Here is an 18,182-nt window from a genome sequence, read left to right on the forward strand (position 1 = left end):
GCCCCGAGCACGCAGGCAGTACCGGCACGGCGGAGAGGCAGGAACCCCCGATGAGCACACCCGTCATCGAGCGCCCGGGCACCCCGGGCGGTGGCCGGGCACGGCCCGACACCCGCCAGAGCCGTCGCACCGCGGCGCCCCCGCGGATCCCGGCCCAGCGCGGCCCCGGCGACGCCCGCCGGGTGGCCGACCAGCGCCGCCGCACCGCGGCCAGGGAGAACACCGGCCGCGCAAAGTTCGTGCTGGTCGTGATGGTGCTGCTGGTCTCGGGTCTGATCGCGACGCTGTGGCTGTCGACCGCCGCGGCGGCCGACTCCTACGCGCTGCAGGCGGCCCGGGAGCGGACCGCGTCGCTCACCGAGCAGTCCGAGGCGCTCCGCAAGGAGGTCACGGTGCTGCAGAGCCCCGGCTCGCTCGCCGACCGCGCCGCCGCCCAGGGCATGGTCCGGGTGACCGACCCGGCGCGCCTGGTCGTCGCCCCGGACGGACGCGTGGACGTCGTCGGGGAGCCGATGGCCGCCGTCGCCGCGGCCCCGGCCGTGCCACCCGTGCCGCCCGCCGCCGACGCACCGGCACCGCAGACCCCGCCCGCGCCGCCGGCGGGCCAGCCGGGTGCCGCCACCTCCGACCCGGCCGCCGAGGGCGGCGACGCCGCCCCGGGCGGGGCCGCGGGCGCCGGTCAGGGCGCCGGGCAGGATGCTGGTCAGGGTGCCGGTGAGGGCACCGAGCGCGAGGTCCCGGCCGACACCCGGGCGGCGGGCGGGAACTGATGGTCTACGCGCCGCCGCGCCCCCGGCCGCGGGGGCAGGGCCCACGGGGCGGACGGCGCCGGTCCCCGGCCGACGACCCGCGGTTCCGGCTGCGCCTGGCCTGGGTGGCGCTGGCCGCCCTGCTGCTGGTGTCCGGGGCGAAGCTCGTCGTCGTCCAGACGGTGCAGGCGGGCACGCTGACCGCGGACGCGGAGAAGCAGCGCGCCAGCCGGATCGTCGTTCCGGCCGAGCGCGGATCCATCACCGACCGCAACGGCGCCGTCCTGGCCTTCTCCACCGAGTCCAAGGCGCTCGTCACCAACCCGCGTCTGATCAACTCGACCAAGGGCGCGGACGCGGTCGCCTACAAGAACCGGATGGCCGAGGCCGTCGCCGCGGTGACCCACGGCGACCCCGAGGAGCTGAAGCGGGCGCTGAACAGCGACCGCGGCTACGTCGTGATGGCCACCGCGGTCGACCCCGGGCCCGCCCGTGACCTGCGCAGGCAGTTCCCGGAGATCGCCGAGGAGAGCCGCGAGGCGCGCCAGTACCCGAACGGGACGCTCGCCTCGAACATCATCGGCGCCGCGACCTGGAGCGCCGACGCGCAGAAGCTCATCGGCCGGATCGGCCTGGAGTCCTCCGACGACGCCCTGCTCGCCGGGCGCGACGGCTTCCAGATCGCCGACACCGCCGAGGGCAGCGGCACCGTCATCCCCGGCAGCGTGCGCTCCGAACAGGCCGCGGTGTCCGGCTCCGACGTGCAGCTCACCATCGACTCCGACCTGCAGTTCCAGGTGCAGCGGATGCTGGCCGACTACGCGGGCCGCGCCGAGGCGCGCAGCGGGTCGGCCGTCGTCCTCGACCGGGCGACCGGGCAGGTGCTCGCGCTCGCCGACAACACCTCGTTCGACCCGGCGCAGCTGCTGTCCGCGGACCCGAACACGCTGGGAAACAAGGGCGTCACCACGCCGTTCGAGCCCGGTTCGGTCAACAAGGTGGTCACCATGGCCGCCGCGCTGGAGGCCGGCGTCGCCAAGCCCGACGACGTGCTGGCCGTGCCCGGCAGCATCGAGGTCGCCGACCGGACGATCAAGGACGCCTGGGAGCACGGCCTCGACCACTACACGCTGACCGGTGTGCTGGCGAAGTCCTCCAACGTCGGCACGCTGATGACCGCGCAGAAGGTCGGCGAGGACCGCTTCTCGGACATGCTCGCGAAGATGGGCATCGGGCAGAAGACCGGTGTCGGGCTGCCCGGCGAGAGCGGTGGGCGCGTCCCGGCCCGCGCGACCTGGTCCGGCTCCACCTTCGGCAACCTGCCGATCGGGCAGGGGCTGTCGATGACCGTGCTGCAGATGGCCGGGATGTACCAGGCCATCGCCAACGACGGCGTCCGCATCCCGCCGCGGATCGTCGCCGCGACGACCGGCCCGGACGGCGTCCGGGTACCGACCGAGGCACCCGAGCCGGTGCAGGTGATGTCGCCGCAGACCGCGCAGACGCTGCGGACGATGCTCACCGCCGTCACCCAGAAGGCGCACGGCCAGTCCGGCACCGGGCCCGCCGCCGCGGTGCCCGGCTACGAGGTCGCGGGCAAGACCGGCACCGCCCAGCAGGTGGACCCGGCGACCGGGGCGTACTCGCGCTCCCAGTACTGGATCACCTTCGCCGGGATGCTCCCGGCCCAGGACCCGCGGTTCGTGATCGGGATCATGCTCGACGCCCCGAAGGGCGGGACGAGCGCGGCCCCGCTGTTCCACGACATCGCCTCCTACCTGGCCCAGCGCGACGCCGTGCCGGTGCAGACGGCGCCCGCCCCGGTGCAGACCCTGCAGATCAGGTGACGGCGCGGCCGGGTGCGGTCCGGCTGCGTCGGGCGGTCCCGGCCGCTGCCCACCCGTACGGGTGCCGGCCGGGCCGCCGTGCGCCCTGCCCGGCGGCCCGCCCACCGGACCGGAACCTGCGCCGGATGGCCGTATCCGGCTGGTCGGACGGCCGGGTGCCGGTCGTCTGTCCGCCGCCCGCCGCGACCGCCTCCGCGAGCGGTCGGGGGCGTCCGACCGGGGGAGGGGCGGCCCGTGCCGGTCGGTAACCTCCGGCCCTGTGCCCGACCTCCACACCGCAGCCACCGCCCGCTCCCGGAGCACCGGCGGAACCGCGCACGACGGCGGGCCGGGTGGCGTGGTCGGCGACCGGACGGGGACGGGTGACGTGGCGGGTCCGCTCGAGTCGCTGCCGGAGCGCCCCTCGCAGGTGCGCCCGGTCGACGTCGCGCTGCTCGGGCGGCTCGCCGGTGCCGAGCTGAACCCGCGCACCGCGGGCAGCGGCCCCGGCCCCCTGCTCGACCCCGCCGCCGGGCCGCACACCGTCACCGGCGCGACCCTGCGGGCGGGCTCGGTGCGCCCCGGCGACCTGTTCGCGGCGCTGCCCGGCGCCCGGGCGCACGGCGCCGACTTCGCCGCGCAGGCCATCGCCGCCGGCGCCGGCGCGATCCTCACCGACGCCGCCGGCGCGGACCGCGCCGAGATCCGGCACTCCCGGCTCCCGGTGCTGGTGCACCCGAACCCGCGCGAGGTCCTCGGGCCGGTCTCGGCCGCCGTCTACGGCGAGCCCACCGCCCGGCTTCGGGTGCTCGGGGTGACCGGCACCTCGGGCAAGACGACCGTCGCGCACCTGCTGGAGACGGGCCTGACCGCCGCCGGGCGGGCCACCGGCCTGCTCGGCACCGTCCGGACCCGGGTGCAGGTCCCCGGCAGCCCGGCCAGGGCGCTCCCCAGCGCGTTCACCACCCCCGAGGCGCCGGACCTGCAGGCGCTGTTCGCGGTCATGGTCGAGGCCGGCGTGACCGACGTGGCCATGGAGGTCTCCAGCCACGCGCTCGAGCTCGGCCGGGTCGGCGGCTCCCGGTTCACCGCAGGGGCCTTCACCAACCTGTCCCAGGACCACCTGGACTTCCACCCCACGATGACCGACTACTTCGAGGCCAAGGCCCGGCTGTTCGGCGGTGGCGGGGCGGGGGTGGAGGCCGCGCGGCACGCGGTCGTCTGCGTCGACGACGAGTGGGGCCGCCGGCTGGCGGCCCGCCACCGCGACGCGGTCACCGTCTCCTCCGAACCGCGCGGCCCGCACGCCACCTGGACGGTCCGCGACCTCACCGCCCACCCCGACGGCACCCAGACCTTCACCGCGGTCGGCCCCGGCGGGCTCGCCGTGCCGGTCACGCTGAGCCTGCCCGGCCGCTACAACGTCGCGAACGCGCTCGTCGCGCTGGCCGTGCTCGACGCCGACGGGATCGCCCCGGAGACGGCCGCGGCCGGGTTCGCCCGGGCATCGGTGCCGGGTCGGATGCAGCGCGTCGACGCCGGTCAGCCCTGGCTGGGCGTCGTCGACTACGCGCACAAGCCCGCCGCCGTCGCCGCCCTGCTCGACGCGCTGCGCCGCCAGGTCCGCCCGCACGCGCGGGTGATCACCGTGCTCGGCTGCGGCGGGGACCGCGACACCGGCAAGCGCCCGCTGATGGGCGCCGCCGCCGCGATCCGGTCCGACGTGCTCGTCGTGACCGACGACAACCCCCGCAGCGAGGACCCCGGCGCGATCCGCCGCGCGATGCTCGACGGCGCGTTCGCCGAGCCCGCCCGCGGCGACGTCATCGAGATCGGCGACCGGCGCAGCGCGATCGTCTACGCGGTCCGCTCCGCCCGCCCCGGCGACGCCGTGGTGGTCGCCGGGAAGGGCCACGAGGCGGGCCAGGAGATCAACGGCGTCAAGTACCCGTTCGACGACACCGACGAGCTGGTGGCGGCGATCCGGGCGGCGACGTGACGCGCCGCGGGACACCACGGCGGGCCGTGCCGGCACCCGGCACGGCCCGCGCACGGGCAGGAGGACGGATCGGACCGGTGGAGGCGAGCGGGCGATGATCGAGATGACGCCGGCGGAGATCGCGGCCGTGACCGGCGGGCGCTTGCACCGCATCGACGACGAGACCGCCGCCGCACCGGTCACCGCCGTCGAGTTCGACTCCCGGAGGATCGGGCCGGGCGGGCTGTTCCTGGCGCTGCCGGGGGAGCGGGCCGACGGCCACGACTTCGCCGCGCAGGCCGTCACCCGCGGGGCGACCGCGGTGCTGGCGGGCCGCGAGGTCGACGCCCCGGCGATCGTCGTGCCGCCGGTCGAGGGGCGCGACAGCCAGACCTACCTCGGTGCGGTCGACCCCGACGGGACCGGCGCCGCCGTCCTGGCCGGGCTCGGCCGCCTCTCCCGGCACGTGCTGGGCGCCCTGCCGGGGCTCGCCGTCGTCGGCGTGACCGGATCGGCGGGCAAGACCTCCACCAAGGACCTGCTGTCCGCGGTGCTGTCCCCGCTGGGGCCGACCGTCGCGCCGCCGGAGTCGTTCAACAACGAGCTCGGCACGCCGTACACCGCGCTGCGCGCCGACGCGGGCACCCGCAACCTCGTGCTGGAGTTCTCCGCCCGCGGGATCGGCCACATCGCCGCGCTGTGCGCGATCGCGCCACCGCGGATCGGGGTCGTGCTCAACGTCGGCTCCGCCCACCTCGGCGAGTTCGGGTCCCGCGCCGCGATCGCCACGGCCAAGGGCGAGCTGGTCGAGGCGCTGCCCCCGGGCGACCTGCCCGGCGGGCGGGGCGGCGTCGCCGTCCTCAACGCCGACGACGAGCTGGTCTCCGCCATGGCGTCCCGCACCTCCGCCCGGGTCGTCACCTTCGGACGCGCCGCGGACGCGCACGTGCGGGCCACCGACGTCGCCCTGACCTCGGGTCGGGCGTCGTTCCGGCTGGTCACCCCGGCCGGGTCGGCCGACGTCGCGCTGCGGCTGGTGGGGGAGCACCAGGTCTCCAACGCCCTCGCCGCCGCCGCGGTCGCCCTGGAGCTGGGCGGCACCCCGGACGGGATCGCGGCGGCGCTGTCCGCGGCGTCGCCGGCGTCGCGCTGGCGGATGGAGGTCACCGACCGCGCCGACGGGGTGACCGTCGTCAACGACGCCTACAACGCCAACCCCGAGTCCGTCCGCGCCGCGATCGACGCGCTCGGGCAGATCGCCGGTCCGGACCGCCGGGCCTGGGCGGCGCTCGGCCCGATGGCCGAGATCGGGGACGACGCGGCCGCCGAGCACGCCGGGGTCGCGGAGTACGCACGCGCCGCCGGGGCCCTGGTGGTCGCCGTCGGGGCGCCCGACTACGGGCCCGGCGCCGAGCACGTCGCCGACCTGCCCGCCGCCCTGACCCTGCTGCGGGAGCGAACCCGGCCCGGCGACGTCGTGCTGGTCAAGGCCTCCCGCAGCGCCGGGCTGGAGCGGCTCGCTGCCGGCCTGCTGACGACCGAAGGACCGGTGTACCGGTGAGAGGCCTGTTCCTGGCCGCGGGCCTGGCGCTCGCGGTGTCGATCCTGCTCACCCCGTACCTGATCCGCTTCTTCGCGCGGCAGGGCTTCGGGCAGGAGATCCGCGAGGAAGGCCCGCAGAGCCACCAGTCCAAGCGCGGTACGCCGACGATGGGCGGCGTGGCGATCCTGCTCGCCATCTGGGTCGGCTACCTGGGCTCGCACGCGTTCACCCGGGAGCCGATCACCGCCTCGGCGCTGCTGGTGCTGTTCCTGACCACCGCGCTGGGCGTCGTCGGGTTCCTCGACGACTACCTGAAGCTGCGCCGCAAGCGGAACCTCGGCCTCAACAAGACCTCGAAGATCGTCGGCCAGGTGCTGACCGCCTCGATCTTCGGCATCCTCGCCGTGCGTTTCGTCAACGAGCGCAACCTGGCCCCGGCCTCGGAGAGCCTGTCGTTCGTCCGCGACATCACGGTGCTGAGCTTCGGCGTCGTCGGGTTCGTGCTGCTGTGCAACCTGATCGTCGCCGCCTGGTCGAACGCGGTGAACCTCACCGACGGTCTCGACGGCCTCGCCGCGGGCACCGCCGCGATGGTGCTCGGCACCTACGTGATCATCGCGTTCTGGCAGTTCCGCAACAACTGCGCGATCGCCGCGACGGCCGGCTGCTACGAGGTCCGCGACCCGCTCGACGTCGGCCTGGTCGCCGCCGCCGCGATGGGCGGCTGCATCGGGTTCCTGTGGTGGAACGCCGCGCCGGCCCGCATCTTCATGGGCGACACCGGCTCGCTGGCGCTCGGCGGCCTGCTCGCCGGCCTGTCCATGGTGACCCGCACCGAGCTGCTGCTCGTCGTCATCGGCGGCGTGTTCGTCGTCGAGGCGCTGTCGGTGTCGCTGCAGATCATCGTGTTCCGCACCTCGCGGCGGCGGCTGTTCCGGATGGCGCCCTTCCACCACCACTTCGAGCTGGCCGGATGGGCCGAGACGACGGTCATCATCCGGTTCTGGCTGCTCGCCGCGATCTGCGCGGCGATGGGGCTGGGCATCTTCTACTCCGAGTGGTTGTCCATGTCGGGTTCCGGATGAGCGGCCCGTTCGGCGGGGGACCCGTCCTGGTCGCGGGGGCCGGTGTCTCCGGTCTCGCGGCCGCGTCGGCCCTGGTGGACGCGGGCAGCAGGGTGCTGCTGTCCGACGACCGGGAGGAGGCGCTGGCCTCGTTGCCCGACGGCGTCGAGCCGTGGCGCGGCGGCGGGATCCCCGAGGGGGTCCGTACGGTCGTCACCTCGCCGGGGCGACGCCCCGACCACCCGCTGGTCGCCGAGGCCGCCGGGCTCGGTGTCGAGGTGATCGGGGAGCCGGAGCTGGCCTGGCGGCTCGGCGCCCTGCGCGACACGCCGCCGTCCTGGCTGGTGGTGACCGGCACCAACGGCAAGACCACCACCACCGAGATGCTCGCCGCGATCCTCGCGCGCGCCGGGGTGGACGCCGTCGCCTGCGGCAACATCGGCCACCCGGTGGTCACCGCGGTCGCCGCGGGCCACGCGGTGCTCGCCGTCGAGCTGTCGAGCTTCCAGCTGCACTGGTCGCCGTCGGTGCGCCCGGCCGCGGGCGTGGTGCTCAACGTGGCCGAGGACCACCTGGACTGGCACGGCGGGATGGACGCCTACGCCGCGGCGAAGGCCCGCGCACTGGTCGGTGACGTCGCCGTCGGCGGGGTCGACGACGCCGTCGCGGCCCGGCTGCTGGCACGGGCCCCGGCTCCGCGCCGGGTCGGGATCACGCTGTCCGCCCCCGGGCCGGACCAGCTCGGCGTCGCCGACGGGGTGCTGACCGACCGCGCGTTCGGCGGCGGGGAGCTGCTCGCGGCCGACGCCGTCGTCCCTCCGGGGCCGCCCGGGATCACCGACGCGCTCGCCGCGGCCGCGCTGGCCCGCGCGCACGGTGTCGACCCGACCCACATCGGCGCGGCCCTGGCGGCGTTCACCCCCGGCCCGCACCGCAGCGCCCCGGTGGGCGAGCACGCCGGTGTCACCTACCTCGACGACTCGAAGGCGACCAACCCGCACGCCGCCGGGGCCGCGCTGGCCGCCGTCGCCGCCCGCCGGCCCGGCGCCCGCGCGGTCTGGGTGGTCGGCGGGCTGCTCAAGGGGGTGGACCCGGCCGAGTTCGGCCTGCTCGCCGCCGCGCACGCCGAGCGGCTGGCCGGGATCGTCGTGATCGGGACGGATCGGACACCGATCGTCGAGGCACTGACGCGACACGCGCCCGGCCTCCCGGTGCACGAGGTCGCGCCGGGACACGATGGCCCGATGGCGCCCTCCGACCTGCAGGACCCGATGCCGGCCGCGGTCCGCCGCGCGTCCGGCCTGGCCCGCCCCGGCGACGTCGTGCTGCTCGCCCCGGCCGCCGCCTCGATGGACCAGTTCCGCGACTACGCCCACCGCGGCGACGCGTTCGCCGCGGCCGTCGCCGATCTGGCCGCCGCCGGGGTGTCCCGGTGAGCCCGGCGGCGCCGGACCGCACGCTCGGCCAGGTCGCCGTCACCGGCGCCAGCGGGGCCGTGCGGCGGCTGCGGCGCTGGCTGCGCCGGCCGCTGACCTCGCTGCACCTGATCCTCGGCGTCTTCGGGCTGCTGACCCTGTTCGGGCTGGTGATGGTGCTGTCGGCGTCGTCGGTCGGCGACGGCTCGTCGTACTCGGTGTTCACCCGCCAGCTGATGTTCTGCGGGGTCGGGCTCGTGCTGTTCTACGTGGGGCTGCGTGTGCCGCCGCGACGCCTGCGGGCCGCGGCACCGGTGCTGCTGATCATCGGGCTGGTCGCGCTGGTCCTGGTGCTGATCCCGGGGATCGGCGCGCTGCGTGGGGGTGCCCGGTCGTGGTTCGCGTTCGGCCCGGTGTCGCTGCAGCCGTCGGAGGGCACGAAGATCGCGCTGACGCTGTGGGGCGCGCACGTGCTGGCCGCCCGCCGCGCGGTGATGCACCGCTGGAAGCACGCGCTGAACCCGGTCGTGCCGGTGACGCTGGTGATCTTCACGCTGCTCGTGCTGGAGCCCGACCTGGGCATGACGATCTCGGTCGGGATCATCATGCTCGCGCTGCTGTACTTCGGCGGTGCCCCGGTGAAGCTGCTCGCGCTGATCGCGGGCGGCGGCCTGGCCGGTGCGGTGATCCTCGGGCTGACCGCCGGCTACCGGGCCAGTCGGATCACGGCGTTCCTGTCGCCGTCGGCGGACCCGCTGGGTCCGGCGTACCAGGCGACGCAGGCGCTGTACGCGCTCGCCGACGGCGGCCTGTTCGGCGTCGGGCTCGGCCAGGGCCGGGCGAAGTGGGACTACCTGCCCAACGCCCACAACGACTTCATCTTCGCGATCATCGGGGAGGAGCTGGGGCTGGTCGGGGCGGGAGCGGTGCTCGCACTGTTCGCGACGCTGGCCTACACCGGCATGCGGATCGCCGCCCGCAACACCGACCCGTGGCTGCGGCTCGTCGTCGCGACGTCGACGGCGGGCCTGGTCGTCCAGGCATCGATCAACATCGGGTACGTCGTGGGACTGCTGCCGGTGACCGGGCTGCAGCTCCCGCTGATCTCCTCCGGCGGTACCTCGCTGGTGGTGACCATGTTCCTGTTCGGGCTGCTCACGAACGCGGCCCGGCACGAACCGGAGGCGGTCGCCGCGCTCCGGAAGGACGGGCAGGGGCGGCTGGCGAAGCTGCTGCGCCTGCCGTTGCCGCAGCCCTACCGCGCACCGGTCCCGGTGTCGCGGTGGGCGGCGCGTTAGGGCGCTCCCACCCCGGGTGGAAGCGGACACGACGGACGACGCAAGGGGCACGAGAGCGTGACGGGTACGGATCAGACCGGCGGGAACGACGGCACCGGCTCGGGCCGGGAGCCCGGCCGGCGTCCGACCATGGGCGGCCGTGCTCCCGGGCCCCACGAGGTCCGGCCGGACGGTGTGGTCTTCGGCGGGCCCGACGGAGCGGGTGGCACGGGTGGGCGCCCGGCCTGGCCTGCGGAGACCCCGTCGGGTTCCGACCTGTTCAGCGCCCCCGCGCAACCCCCGTCGGCACAGCCCCCCTCGTCGCCGCAGCCCCCCTCGGGACTGCCCTCCGCGGAGCCGGGGGAGCCGCAGGGCGCGCGTGGGCCGCAGCGGCTGCCCGGGACCGGGTGGGACCCGCACGCGCAGTCCCGGCGCCCGGGTGCCCGCCCGCTGAACGGGAGTGGGTCGCAGGGCACGAACGGCGTCGCGCACGGCGACCGCGGTGCGGCACGGCCGGTGGGCGGCGCCGCGCACGAGGAGCCCCGGCCGGACGGCACCGACCGCCACGAGGCCCCGCCCACCGGTGCTCCGCGCAACGACGGCCCCTCCAACGGCGTTCCGCGCAACGGCGACCCGGGCAACGGCGCTCCGCAGAACGGCGACCCGGGCAACGGCGCTCCGCAGAACGGCGACCCGAGCAAGGGGGCCCCGCTGAACGGGGCCCCGCGCAACGGGGCTCCGCGCGGCGCTGCCGGGGGCGGGGACCAGGGCGCCCCGCAGGGCCCGAACGCCGTGACCGGCGGCCAGGACGGCGCCCCGGACGGTGGGCCGCGCGGCCGCAACGGTGCCCCGCGTTCCGACGACGCCGGAGGGCAGCCGGGTGGCCTGCCGCGTCGTCGGCCCGGGCGACCGGTGCCCCCCGCGGCGATGCCGGCGCGACCCGGTGCGGCCGACGACCTGTTCACCCCGCGCGCGAGCACCGGACGCGGTGGATCGGCGCCGGCGGACCGCGGCCCGGCGGACGGCGCGGATCCGACCCGGTCCGGCGACCCGGTGAACGGCGTGCCGCGCACCGGCCCGGCGCAGGACGGCCCCGCCGCCGGTCCGGGACCCGAGGTCCCCGGCGGGTCCGCGACGGACACCGGCCCCACCGTCGCCACGCCGCACACCACGGTCCCGCAGGGCGCCGGTGCGGAGGGCACCGGAACGAACGGTGCCGTGCCGAACGGTGCCGTGCCGAACGGGGCTGCGCCGAACGGCACCGGCCCGGACACGGCCGACGCGTCCGGACCCGACGCCGGGACCGGCCCGCAGCGGCCCGTCGCCGACGCCCGGGGTGAGCAGGCGGCCCCCGACGAACCGCCGACCGTCGCGCAGGCCGCCGGTGACACCGCAGGGCTCCCGGCCGCCGCCTCGGCGGACGGGTCGTCGGGAACCGGTCGGCAGCAGGCCCGGCCCCCGTCGGCTCCGCAGCAGCGCCCGGGCCGGCCCGACGAGCGCGAGCACGCCGGCGTCACCGCCACCGGTCCGCAGAGCGGGCCCGAGCCGGGCGCCCTGTCGGCGACCGGCCCCCGCGGTCCGGTCCCGCCGCACGGCCGGTTCGCCCCCGGCCCGTACGCGCCCGGCCGTCCCGGCGTCGGCCCGCAGGGCCCCGGCCCGGTCCCCGGCGGACCCGGCCCGCAGCAGTTCGGGCGCCCCGGCCCGACCGGCCCGAACGCCCTGACCGGCACCGGTTCGCACCACCCCCACGCACCCGGCAGGCAGGGCCCCGGCCCGGCCCCGGGACAGCAGGGACCCGGTCCGGCCCCGGGACAGCAGGGCCCCGGACGACCGGGTCCCGCGGGGACCGGCCCGTTCCGCCCGGGCGGGTTCGGCTCGGCAGGTCCCGGCGCCCCCGGCCAGTACGGCCCCGGTGGACGGGGTGCCCCCGGTCAGTACGGCCCCGGCGCTCCCGGTCGGCCGGGCCCCGGCGCGCCCGGGCAGCAGGGCCCGGGTGCCCCGCAGAACCCCCAGGATCCCGGCGCCCCGCAGCCCCAGGGCTTCCAGGGACCCGGTCCCCAGCCGACCGGTCCCCAGCCGACCGGTCCCCAGCCGACCGGTCCGCAGCCGACCGGCCCGCAGCAGAGCCCGCAGGTCGAGGGTGTGCAGGGACCCGGCGTGCCCGGACCCACGGCCCCCGACGCGACCCGCACCGGCGGCCCCGCCACCACGCGTCCCGCCGGGGAGCAGGCACCGGGCCCGGTGTCGGGCGGCCTGTCGGTCGTCGTCGCCGGGGGTGGCTCGGCCGGGCACATCGAGCCCGCGCTGGCCGTCGCCGACGCGATCCGCCGGCTCGTCCCGGGGGCCCGGATCACCGCGCTCGGCACCGAGAAGGGCCTCGACACCCAGCTGATCCCGGCCCGCGGCTACCCGCTCGAGCTGATCCCGCCGGTGCCGCTGCCCCGCAAGCCCACCGCCGACCTGCTCAAGCTCCCCGGCAACGTCCGCGGTGCGGTGAAGCGGGTCCGGGAGGTGCTGGAGGCGGCCGAGGCCGACGTCGTCGTCGGGTTCGGCGGGTTCGTCTCGCTGCCCGCCTACCTGGGCGCCCGCGGCCGGGTGCCGATCGTCGTGCACGAGGCCAACGCCCGCGCCGGGCTCGCGAACAAGGTCGGTGCGCGGTTCGCCTCCGCCGTCTGCGTCGCGGTGCCCGGTACCGGCCTCGCGAACGAGGAGGTGGTCGGGATGCCGCTGCGCCGCTCGATCACCACCCTGGACCGGGCGTCGCTGCGGCCGGAGGCCCGGACGTACTTCAACCTGCCGCCGCACGGCCCGGTGCTGCTGGTCTTCGGCGGCTCCCAGGGCTCCCGGACGCTCAACGAGGCGGTCGCCGCCTCGCTGCCGGCGTTCACCGAGCGCGGCATCTCGGTGCTGCACGCGTACGGGAAGGGCGGCACTCCCGCCGACCCGCGGCCCGGCTACGTGCCGGTGCCCTACATCGAGCGGATGGACCTCGCCTACGCCGCCGCGGACGTCGTCCTGGGCCGCTCGGGCATGACCACCGTCGCCGAGCTGACCGCCGTCGGGCTGCCCGCGGTGTACGTACCGCTGCCGCACGGCAACGGCGAGCAGGCGCTCAACGCCCGTCCGGTCGTCGAGGCCGGGGGTGGCAAGCTCGTGCAGGACGAGGACATGAACGGCGACCGCGCGATCGACGAACTGATGCCGATGCTCACCGACCCCGACCTGGCCCTGGCCATGGGCCGACGCGCCCGCGCCGCCGGGCACGGCGAGGCCGACGAGAAGATCGCCCGCATCGTCCTCGAGGTGGCGGGCCGGTGAGTGTGCTCTCCGACCACGTCCACCTCATCGGGATCGGCGGCGCCGGGATGAGCGGGATCGCGCGGATCCTGCTCGCCCGCGGGGCCATGGTCTCCGGGTCCGACGCGCGGGACTCGCGCACGGTCACGGCGCTGCGTGCGCTCGGTGCCCGCGTCGAGACCGGGCACGACGCAGCCCACCTGCGGCACGACGGCGAGGCCCCGCCGACCGTGGTCGTCTCCACCGCCATCCGGGAGACCAACCCGGAGCTGGCCGCCGCCCGCGAGCGCGGCTACGACGTCGTCCACCGGGCGGTCGCACTGGCCGCGCTCACCGAGGGACGGCGGCTGGTCGCCGTCGCCGGGACGCACGGCAAGACCTCGACGACGTCGATGGTCACCGTCGCCCTGCAGCACGCCGGGGCCGACCCGTCGTTCGCGATCGGCGGCGACCTGTCGGTGTCCGGGTCGGGCGCACACCACGGCAGCGGCGACGTGTTCGTCGTCGAGGCCGACGAGAGCGACGGCTCGTTCACCGCGTTCGCCCCGTCGGTCGCGATCGTCACCAACGTCGAGCCCGACCACCTCGACCACCACGGCGACGAGGCCGCCTACCGGGCCGTGTTCGAGCGGTTCCTGGAGCGGCTCGTCCCCGGCGCCACCCTGGTCGCCTGCGCCGACGACCCCGGGTCGGAGGCCGTGGCCGTGCGGGCGGAGCAGGCCGGCGTCACCGTGCTGCGCTACGGCCGCACCGCGACCGGCCGCCACGACGCCCGGCTGATCGAGTTCACCCCGGACGGCACCGGCTGCCGCGCCCGGTTCCGCACCGGCGACGCCGAGCACGAGCTCACCCTCGGCGTCCCGGGTGAGCACATGGTCCTCAACGCGCTCGGTGCCTTGCTCGCCGGCCGCGCCGTCGGGGCCGACCCCGCCGTGCTGCTGGAGGGGCTCGCCGGGTTCGGTGGGGTGCAGCGCCGGTTCGAGTTCAAGGGCCGCGCCCGCGGCGTGTCGGTCTACGACGACTACGCCCACCACCCCACCGAGGTCGCCGCCACCCTGCGCGCCGCCCGCGAGGCCGCACCGGTCCGGAACGGGCGGCGCGGCCGCGTCCTGGTCGTGTTCCAGCCGCACCTGTACTCCCGCACCCGGCTGTTCGCCGCCGAGTTCGGCGCGTCGCTGTCGCTGGCGGACGAGGTGATGGTGCTCGACGTCTACGGTGCCCGGGAGGATCCCGAACCCGGGGTCGGTCCGGCGCTCATCACCGACGCGGTGACGTTGCCGGCCGAGCGGGTGCACCGTGCCCCCTCGTGGGAGCGGGCACCCGCGGCGATCGCCGCGCTCGCGACCGACGGAGACGTCGTGATCACCATGGGCGCCGGTGACGTCACCGCGCTCGGGCCGGAGATCCTGCGGGAGCTCGCCGGCGAGGGGTGAGCGCGCGGGCAGCAGCGCCACACCAGCGCCACGGCAGTGGGACAGCGGCGGCAGACCGGCGGCACAGCGGGGGCACGATGAGCAGCGACGAGCAGGACACCGGCGACGACCGGGCCCGGGACGGTGCCCGCTCGTCGGGCCGCCGTGACCCGGACCGGGAACGGCGCGCCGCCGAGCGTGCCCGCCGCATCCGCGAGCGCCGTGCCGCCGAACGCCGCGCCGGACGCCGTGGCACCGCCGGGACCCCCGCCGACACCGACGATCACACTGCCGCGGCCGACCACGCTGCCGCCGCCGACCACACCGCCGCCGACGCCGACGACGGGGCGACCGACGACGGGGCGGCCGGCACCGACCGGGCCGGGACGGCGGGCCGGGGGAGGGGACGCGGCGCGGCCGCCGCCGTCCGGGAGCGCACGGCGGCCCGTGCGGCCGAACGGTCGCGCAGCCGCGACCCCCGCTACCGGCGCCGCCGCCTCGTCGCCCTGCTGGCCACCGCCGCCGTCGTGCTCCTCGGGGTGTCCGCGGCCGGCTGGTGGGCGCTGGGGCGGTACGGCCCGCCGGTGGCCACCGTGCGGGTCGACGGCACCCGCCAGATCCCGGTCCGCGACGTCGAGGACGCCGCCGGCGACCAGACCGGGGTCCCGCTCGCGGCGGTGGACACCGACGGCGTCGCCGCCCGGGTGTCGGCCATCCCGGGCGTCGCCGCGGTGGAGGTCGACCGGTCCTGGCCGGACACCCTGGTGGTGGTCGTGACCGAACGCACTCCGGCCGCGGTGCTCGACACACCGGACGGACCGAAGCTCGTCGACGTCACCGGGTTCGTCTACCGCGACGCCCCGCCGGACGTGCGGCTGCCCCGGCTGCAGCTGCCGCGCATCGCCCCGGACGACCCCGCCACCCTCGCCGCGGTCGGCGTCCTGCAGGCGCTCCCGGTCCCGGTCCGCGACCAGGTCCAGACGCTGTCGCTCGGCGGGGGCGGTTCCACCTTCGAGCTGGGGCTCACCGAGGACCGGCGGGTCCTGTGGGGCCCGTGGGCGGACACCGGGCAGACCGCCGCCCGGGCCCGGGTCCTCGGGCCGGTGCTGCAGCGCCCGGGCGCCGTCTACGACGTCTCCAGCCCGTCGCTGGTCACCGTCCGGCAACGCTGAGCACCCGCCCGCTGCAGCGGGTGACCGGACGACGACCCTGCGCGTTTCCATCGGGGGAGAAGACGAACCACCCGAGCGGGGTGTTGTCGTTGCGCGGCGCGCCTGCTGGACCCGGGCACCGCACTCCACTTAGCGTGCGCGTTCGAAGGCCCGGGGCACCCGGAGCTTGACCCACCCGAACCCCGGACCCCGAGCGACTGGAAGGTGCCGCGCATGACGCCCCCGCACAACTACCTGGCAGTGATCAAGGTGGTCGGCATCGGTGGCGGCGGCGTCAACGCCGTCAACCGGATGATCGAGGTCGGCCTCAAGGGCGTCGAGTTCATCGCGGTGAACACCGACGCCCAGGCCCTCCTCATGTCCGACGCCGACGTGAAGCTCGACATCGGCCGTGAGCTGACGCGCGGCCTCGGTGCCGGCGCCAACCCCGAGGTCGGGGGCAAGGCCGCCGAGGACCACGCCGAGGAGATCGAGGAGGTCCTCAAGGGGGCCGACATGGTCTTCGTCACCGCGGGTGAAGGCGGCGGCACCGGCACCGGCGGTGCGCCCGTCGTCGCGTCGATCGCCCGCAAGCTGGGTGCGCTGACCATCGGCGTCGTCACCCGCCCGTTCACCTTCGAGGGGCGCCGTCGCGCCGGCCAGGCCGAGGAGGGCATCCAGGCGCTCCGCAACGAGTGCGACACCCTCATCGTCATCCCGAACGACCGGCTGCTGCAGCTCGGCGACGTCGGCGTCTCGCTGATGGACGCCTTCCGCTCCGCCGACGAGGTGCTCCTCTCCGGTGTGCAGGGCATCACCAACCTGATCACCACCCCCGGCCTGATCAACCTGGACTTCGCCGACGTCAAGTCGGTCATGTCCGGTGCCGGGTCGGCGCTGATGGGAATAGGGTCCGCACGCGGCGAGGGCCGCGCGGTGCAGGCCGCCGAGAAGGCGATCAACTCGCCGCTGCTCGAGGCGTCGATGGACGGCGCCCAGGGTGTGCTGCTGTCGATCGCGGGCGGCTCGGACCTCGGCCTGTTCGAGATCCACGAGGCTGCGTCGCTGGTCCAGGAGGCCGCGCACCCCGAGGCGAACATCATCTTCGGCACCGTGATCGACGACTCGCTCGGCGACGAGGTGCGGGTCACCGTGATAGCGGCCGGCTTCGAGGGCGGCACGCCGACCCACAAGAAGCTCGAGCCCGCCGTGTTCGCCCGCGGCAGCCAGAAGCCCGCCGGGTCCGCCCAGCAGGCCGCGTCGCCCGCGACCCCGCAGCAGTCCGAGCAGACCCAGCAGCACCAGGCCCAGCAGCACCAGAATCAGCAGCAGGGGCAGCAGCCGCAGGGCCAGTCCCGCTGGGCCGCGACGACCACGACCACCCCGTCGGCGCCGCACCTGCCCGCCACCACGCCGGCGCCCGAGCGCACCGGCGTGCTGCCGCCCGAGCGGCCCACCGCCCCGGCCCCGCGCCAGGGCGACACCCAGCAGCACGGCGGCGACGGCGCGTCCGTCCCGAGCGGCCCGATGTCCGCGCCGGCCTCGTCGACGTCGGCCCCGGCCCAGCACGGCACCGTCGGCGGGAGTTCCGCGACGCGCCCGGCCGAGCCGGTCGAGGACGAGGTGGACGTCCCGCCGTTCATGCGGCGCTGACCCGCGTGCCGGACTCAGCAGGCCCGGCCCCGACCACGGCGGCCCGCGCCGGCGGCACCCGCCGCGCGCGCATCCGCCGGGTCACCACCACCCGCGCCGGTGGCCGGTCCGAGGGCCCGTTCACCTCGTTCAACCTGTCCGCCGGGGTCGGGGACGACCCGGCCGCGGTGGCCGGGAACCGGGCCCGGGTCGTACGTGAGCTCGCGCTGTCCGGTCTGGTCTTCCTGAACCAGGTCCACGGCCGTGACGTCGCGGTGCTGCGCGAGCCCCCGCGGGCCCGCCCCGGCACGGGCGGCGTCGCCCCGGACATCGCCGACGTCGACGCCGTGGTCACCGACGTCCCGCTGCTCGGTGTCGCCGTGCTCGCCGCCGACTGTGTTCCGGTGCTGCTGGGCGACCCGGTCGCCGGCGTCGTCGGGGCCGCCCACGCGGGTCGCGTCGGCGCGGCCGCGGGGGTCGTCGACGCCGTCGTGACCGAGATGACCGCGCTGGGCGCGGAGCCCGCACGGCTGGAGGTCCTGCTCGGGCCGTCGGTCTGCGGCCGCTGCTACGAGGTGCCCCCGGCCATGCGTGCCGAGGTCGACGCCGTGCTGCCGGGCAGCGCGTCCACCACCCGCACCGGCACGGCCGGGCTGGACCTGCGGGCCGGTCTCGTCCGCCGCCTCGCCGACCTCGGCGTCACCAAGGTCGCGACCGACCCGCGCTGCACCGTCGAGGACCCGGACCTGTTCAGCCACCGCCGCGACGGCCGCTGCGGCCGCCAGGCCGCGGTCACCTGGCTCGACCCGCGCTGACCGGCACCCCGGCCCGGCGATTC

The 18,182-nt window shown here is 76.7% G+C and carries 12 protein-coding genes; all 12 read left to right on the forward strand.

What is annotated here, in order from left to right; translation table 11 throughout:
- The first annotated feature begins 50 nt into the window (after positions 1 to 50).
- The 12 genes from Ae717Ps2_RS37285 (at position 51) to pgeF (ending at position 18,159) form a co-directional block, all read left to right on the forward strand.
- Positions 51 to 770: a hypothetical protein gene (locus Ae717Ps2_RS37285; RefSeq protein WP_075305628.1), complete on the forward strand. Its 720-nt coding sequence runs from the start codon at positions 51 to 53 to the stop codon at positions 768 to 770.
- Positions 770 to 2,596 carry a penicillin-binding protein 2 gene (locus Ae717Ps2_RS08485; RefSeq protein WP_083702302.1) on the forward strand — a complete coding sequence of 609 codons (1,827 nt, stop codon included), beginning with the start codon at positions 770 to 772 and terminating at the stop codon, positions 2,594 to 2,596. The genes Ae717Ps2_RS37285 and Ae717Ps2_RS08485 overlap by 1 nt, the downstream gene beginning before the upstream one ends.
- 367 nt (positions 2,597 to 2,963) lie before the next feature.
- Positions 2,964 to 4,574, forward strand: a complete 1,611-nt coding sequence (locus Ae717Ps2_RS08490) for a UDP-N-acetylmuramoyl-L-alanyl-D-glutamate--2,6-diaminopimelate ligase (protein ID WP_060714742.1) — start codon at positions 2,964 to 2,966, stop codon at positions 4,572 to 4,574.
- A 94-nt stretch (positions 4,575 to 4,668) separates the two neighbouring features.
- Positions 4,669 to 6,114 carry a UDP-N-acetylmuramoyl-tripeptide--D-alanyl-D-alanine ligase gene (murF, locus tag Ae717Ps2_RS08495; RefSeq protein WP_075305629.1) on the forward strand — a complete coding sequence of 482 codons (1,446 nt, stop codon included), beginning with the start codon at positions 4,669 to 4,671 and terminating at the stop codon, positions 6,112 to 6,114.
- Positions 6,111 to 7,181, forward strand: coding sequence for a phospho-N-acetylmuramoyl-pentapeptide-transferase (mraY, locus tag Ae717Ps2_RS08500; RefSeq protein ID WP_020627574.1), 1,071 nt, complete (start codon positions 6,111 to 6,113; stop codon positions 7,179 to 7,181). The genes murF and mraY overlap by 4 nt, the downstream gene beginning before the upstream one ends.
- The gene (gene murD / locus Ae717Ps2_RS08505; RefSeq protein WP_075305630.1) at positions 7,178 to 8,596 is read left to right on the forward strand and encodes a UDP-N-acetylmuramoyl-L-alanine--D-glutamate ligase; all 1,419 of its coding nucleotides are present in this window, start codon (positions 7,178 to 7,180) and stop codon (positions 8,594 to 8,596) included. Before mraY ends, murD begins: the two co-directional genes overlap by 4 nt.
- Entirely contained in the window at positions 8,593 to 9,873 is a 1,281-nt protein-coding gene (gene ftsW / locus Ae717Ps2_RS08510; RefSeq protein WP_075333205.1) for a putative lipid II flippase FtsW, read from the forward strand. Before murD ends, ftsW begins: the two co-directional genes overlap by 4 nt.
- A gap of 2,220 nt (positions 9,874 to 12,093) precedes the next feature.
- Entirely contained in the window at positions 12,094 to 13,170 is a 1,077-nt protein-coding gene (locus Ae717Ps2_RS08515; RefSeq protein WP_051050412.1) for a glycosyltransferase, read from the forward strand.
- Positions 13,167 to 14,582 (forward strand): UDP-N-acetylmuramate--L-alanine ligase, encoded by a 1,416-nt coding sequence (gene murC, locus Ae717Ps2_RS08520; protein WP_075305631.1) that lies wholly within the window; start codon positions 13,167 to 13,169, stop codon positions 14,580 to 14,582. The genes Ae717Ps2_RS08515 and murC overlap by 4 nt, the downstream gene beginning before the upstream one ends.
- Positions 14,583 to 14,659: 77 nt before the next feature.
- Positions 14,660 to 15,733 (forward strand): cell division protein FtsQ/DivIB, encoded by a 1,074-nt coding sequence (locus Ae717Ps2_RS08525; RefSeq protein ID WP_075305632.1) that lies wholly within the window; start codon positions 14,660 to 14,662, stop codon positions 15,731 to 15,733.
- Positions 15,734 to 15,946: 213 nt separating this feature from the next.
- Positions 15,947 to 17,365, forward strand: a complete 1,419-nt coding sequence (gene ftsZ / locus Ae717Ps2_RS08530) for a cell division protein FtsZ (RefSeq protein WP_075305633.1) — start codon at positions 15,947 to 15,949, stop codon at positions 17,363 to 17,365.
- A 71-nt stretch (positions 17,366 to 17,436) separates the two neighbouring features.
- Positions 17,437 to 18,159: a peptidoglycan editing factor PgeF gene (gene pgeF / locus Ae717Ps2_RS08535; protein ID WP_075311565.1), complete on the forward strand. Its 723-nt coding sequence runs from the start codon at positions 17,437 to 17,439 to the stop codon at positions 18,157 to 18,159.
- Positions 18,160 to 18,182: the final 23 nt, after the last annotated feature.

The sequence above is a fragment of the Pseudonocardia sp. Ae717_Ps2 genome (genome assembly GCF_001932475.1).
Taxonomy (GTDB): Bacteria; Actinomycetota; Actinomycetes; order Mycobacteriales; family Pseudonocardiaceae; genus Pseudonocardia.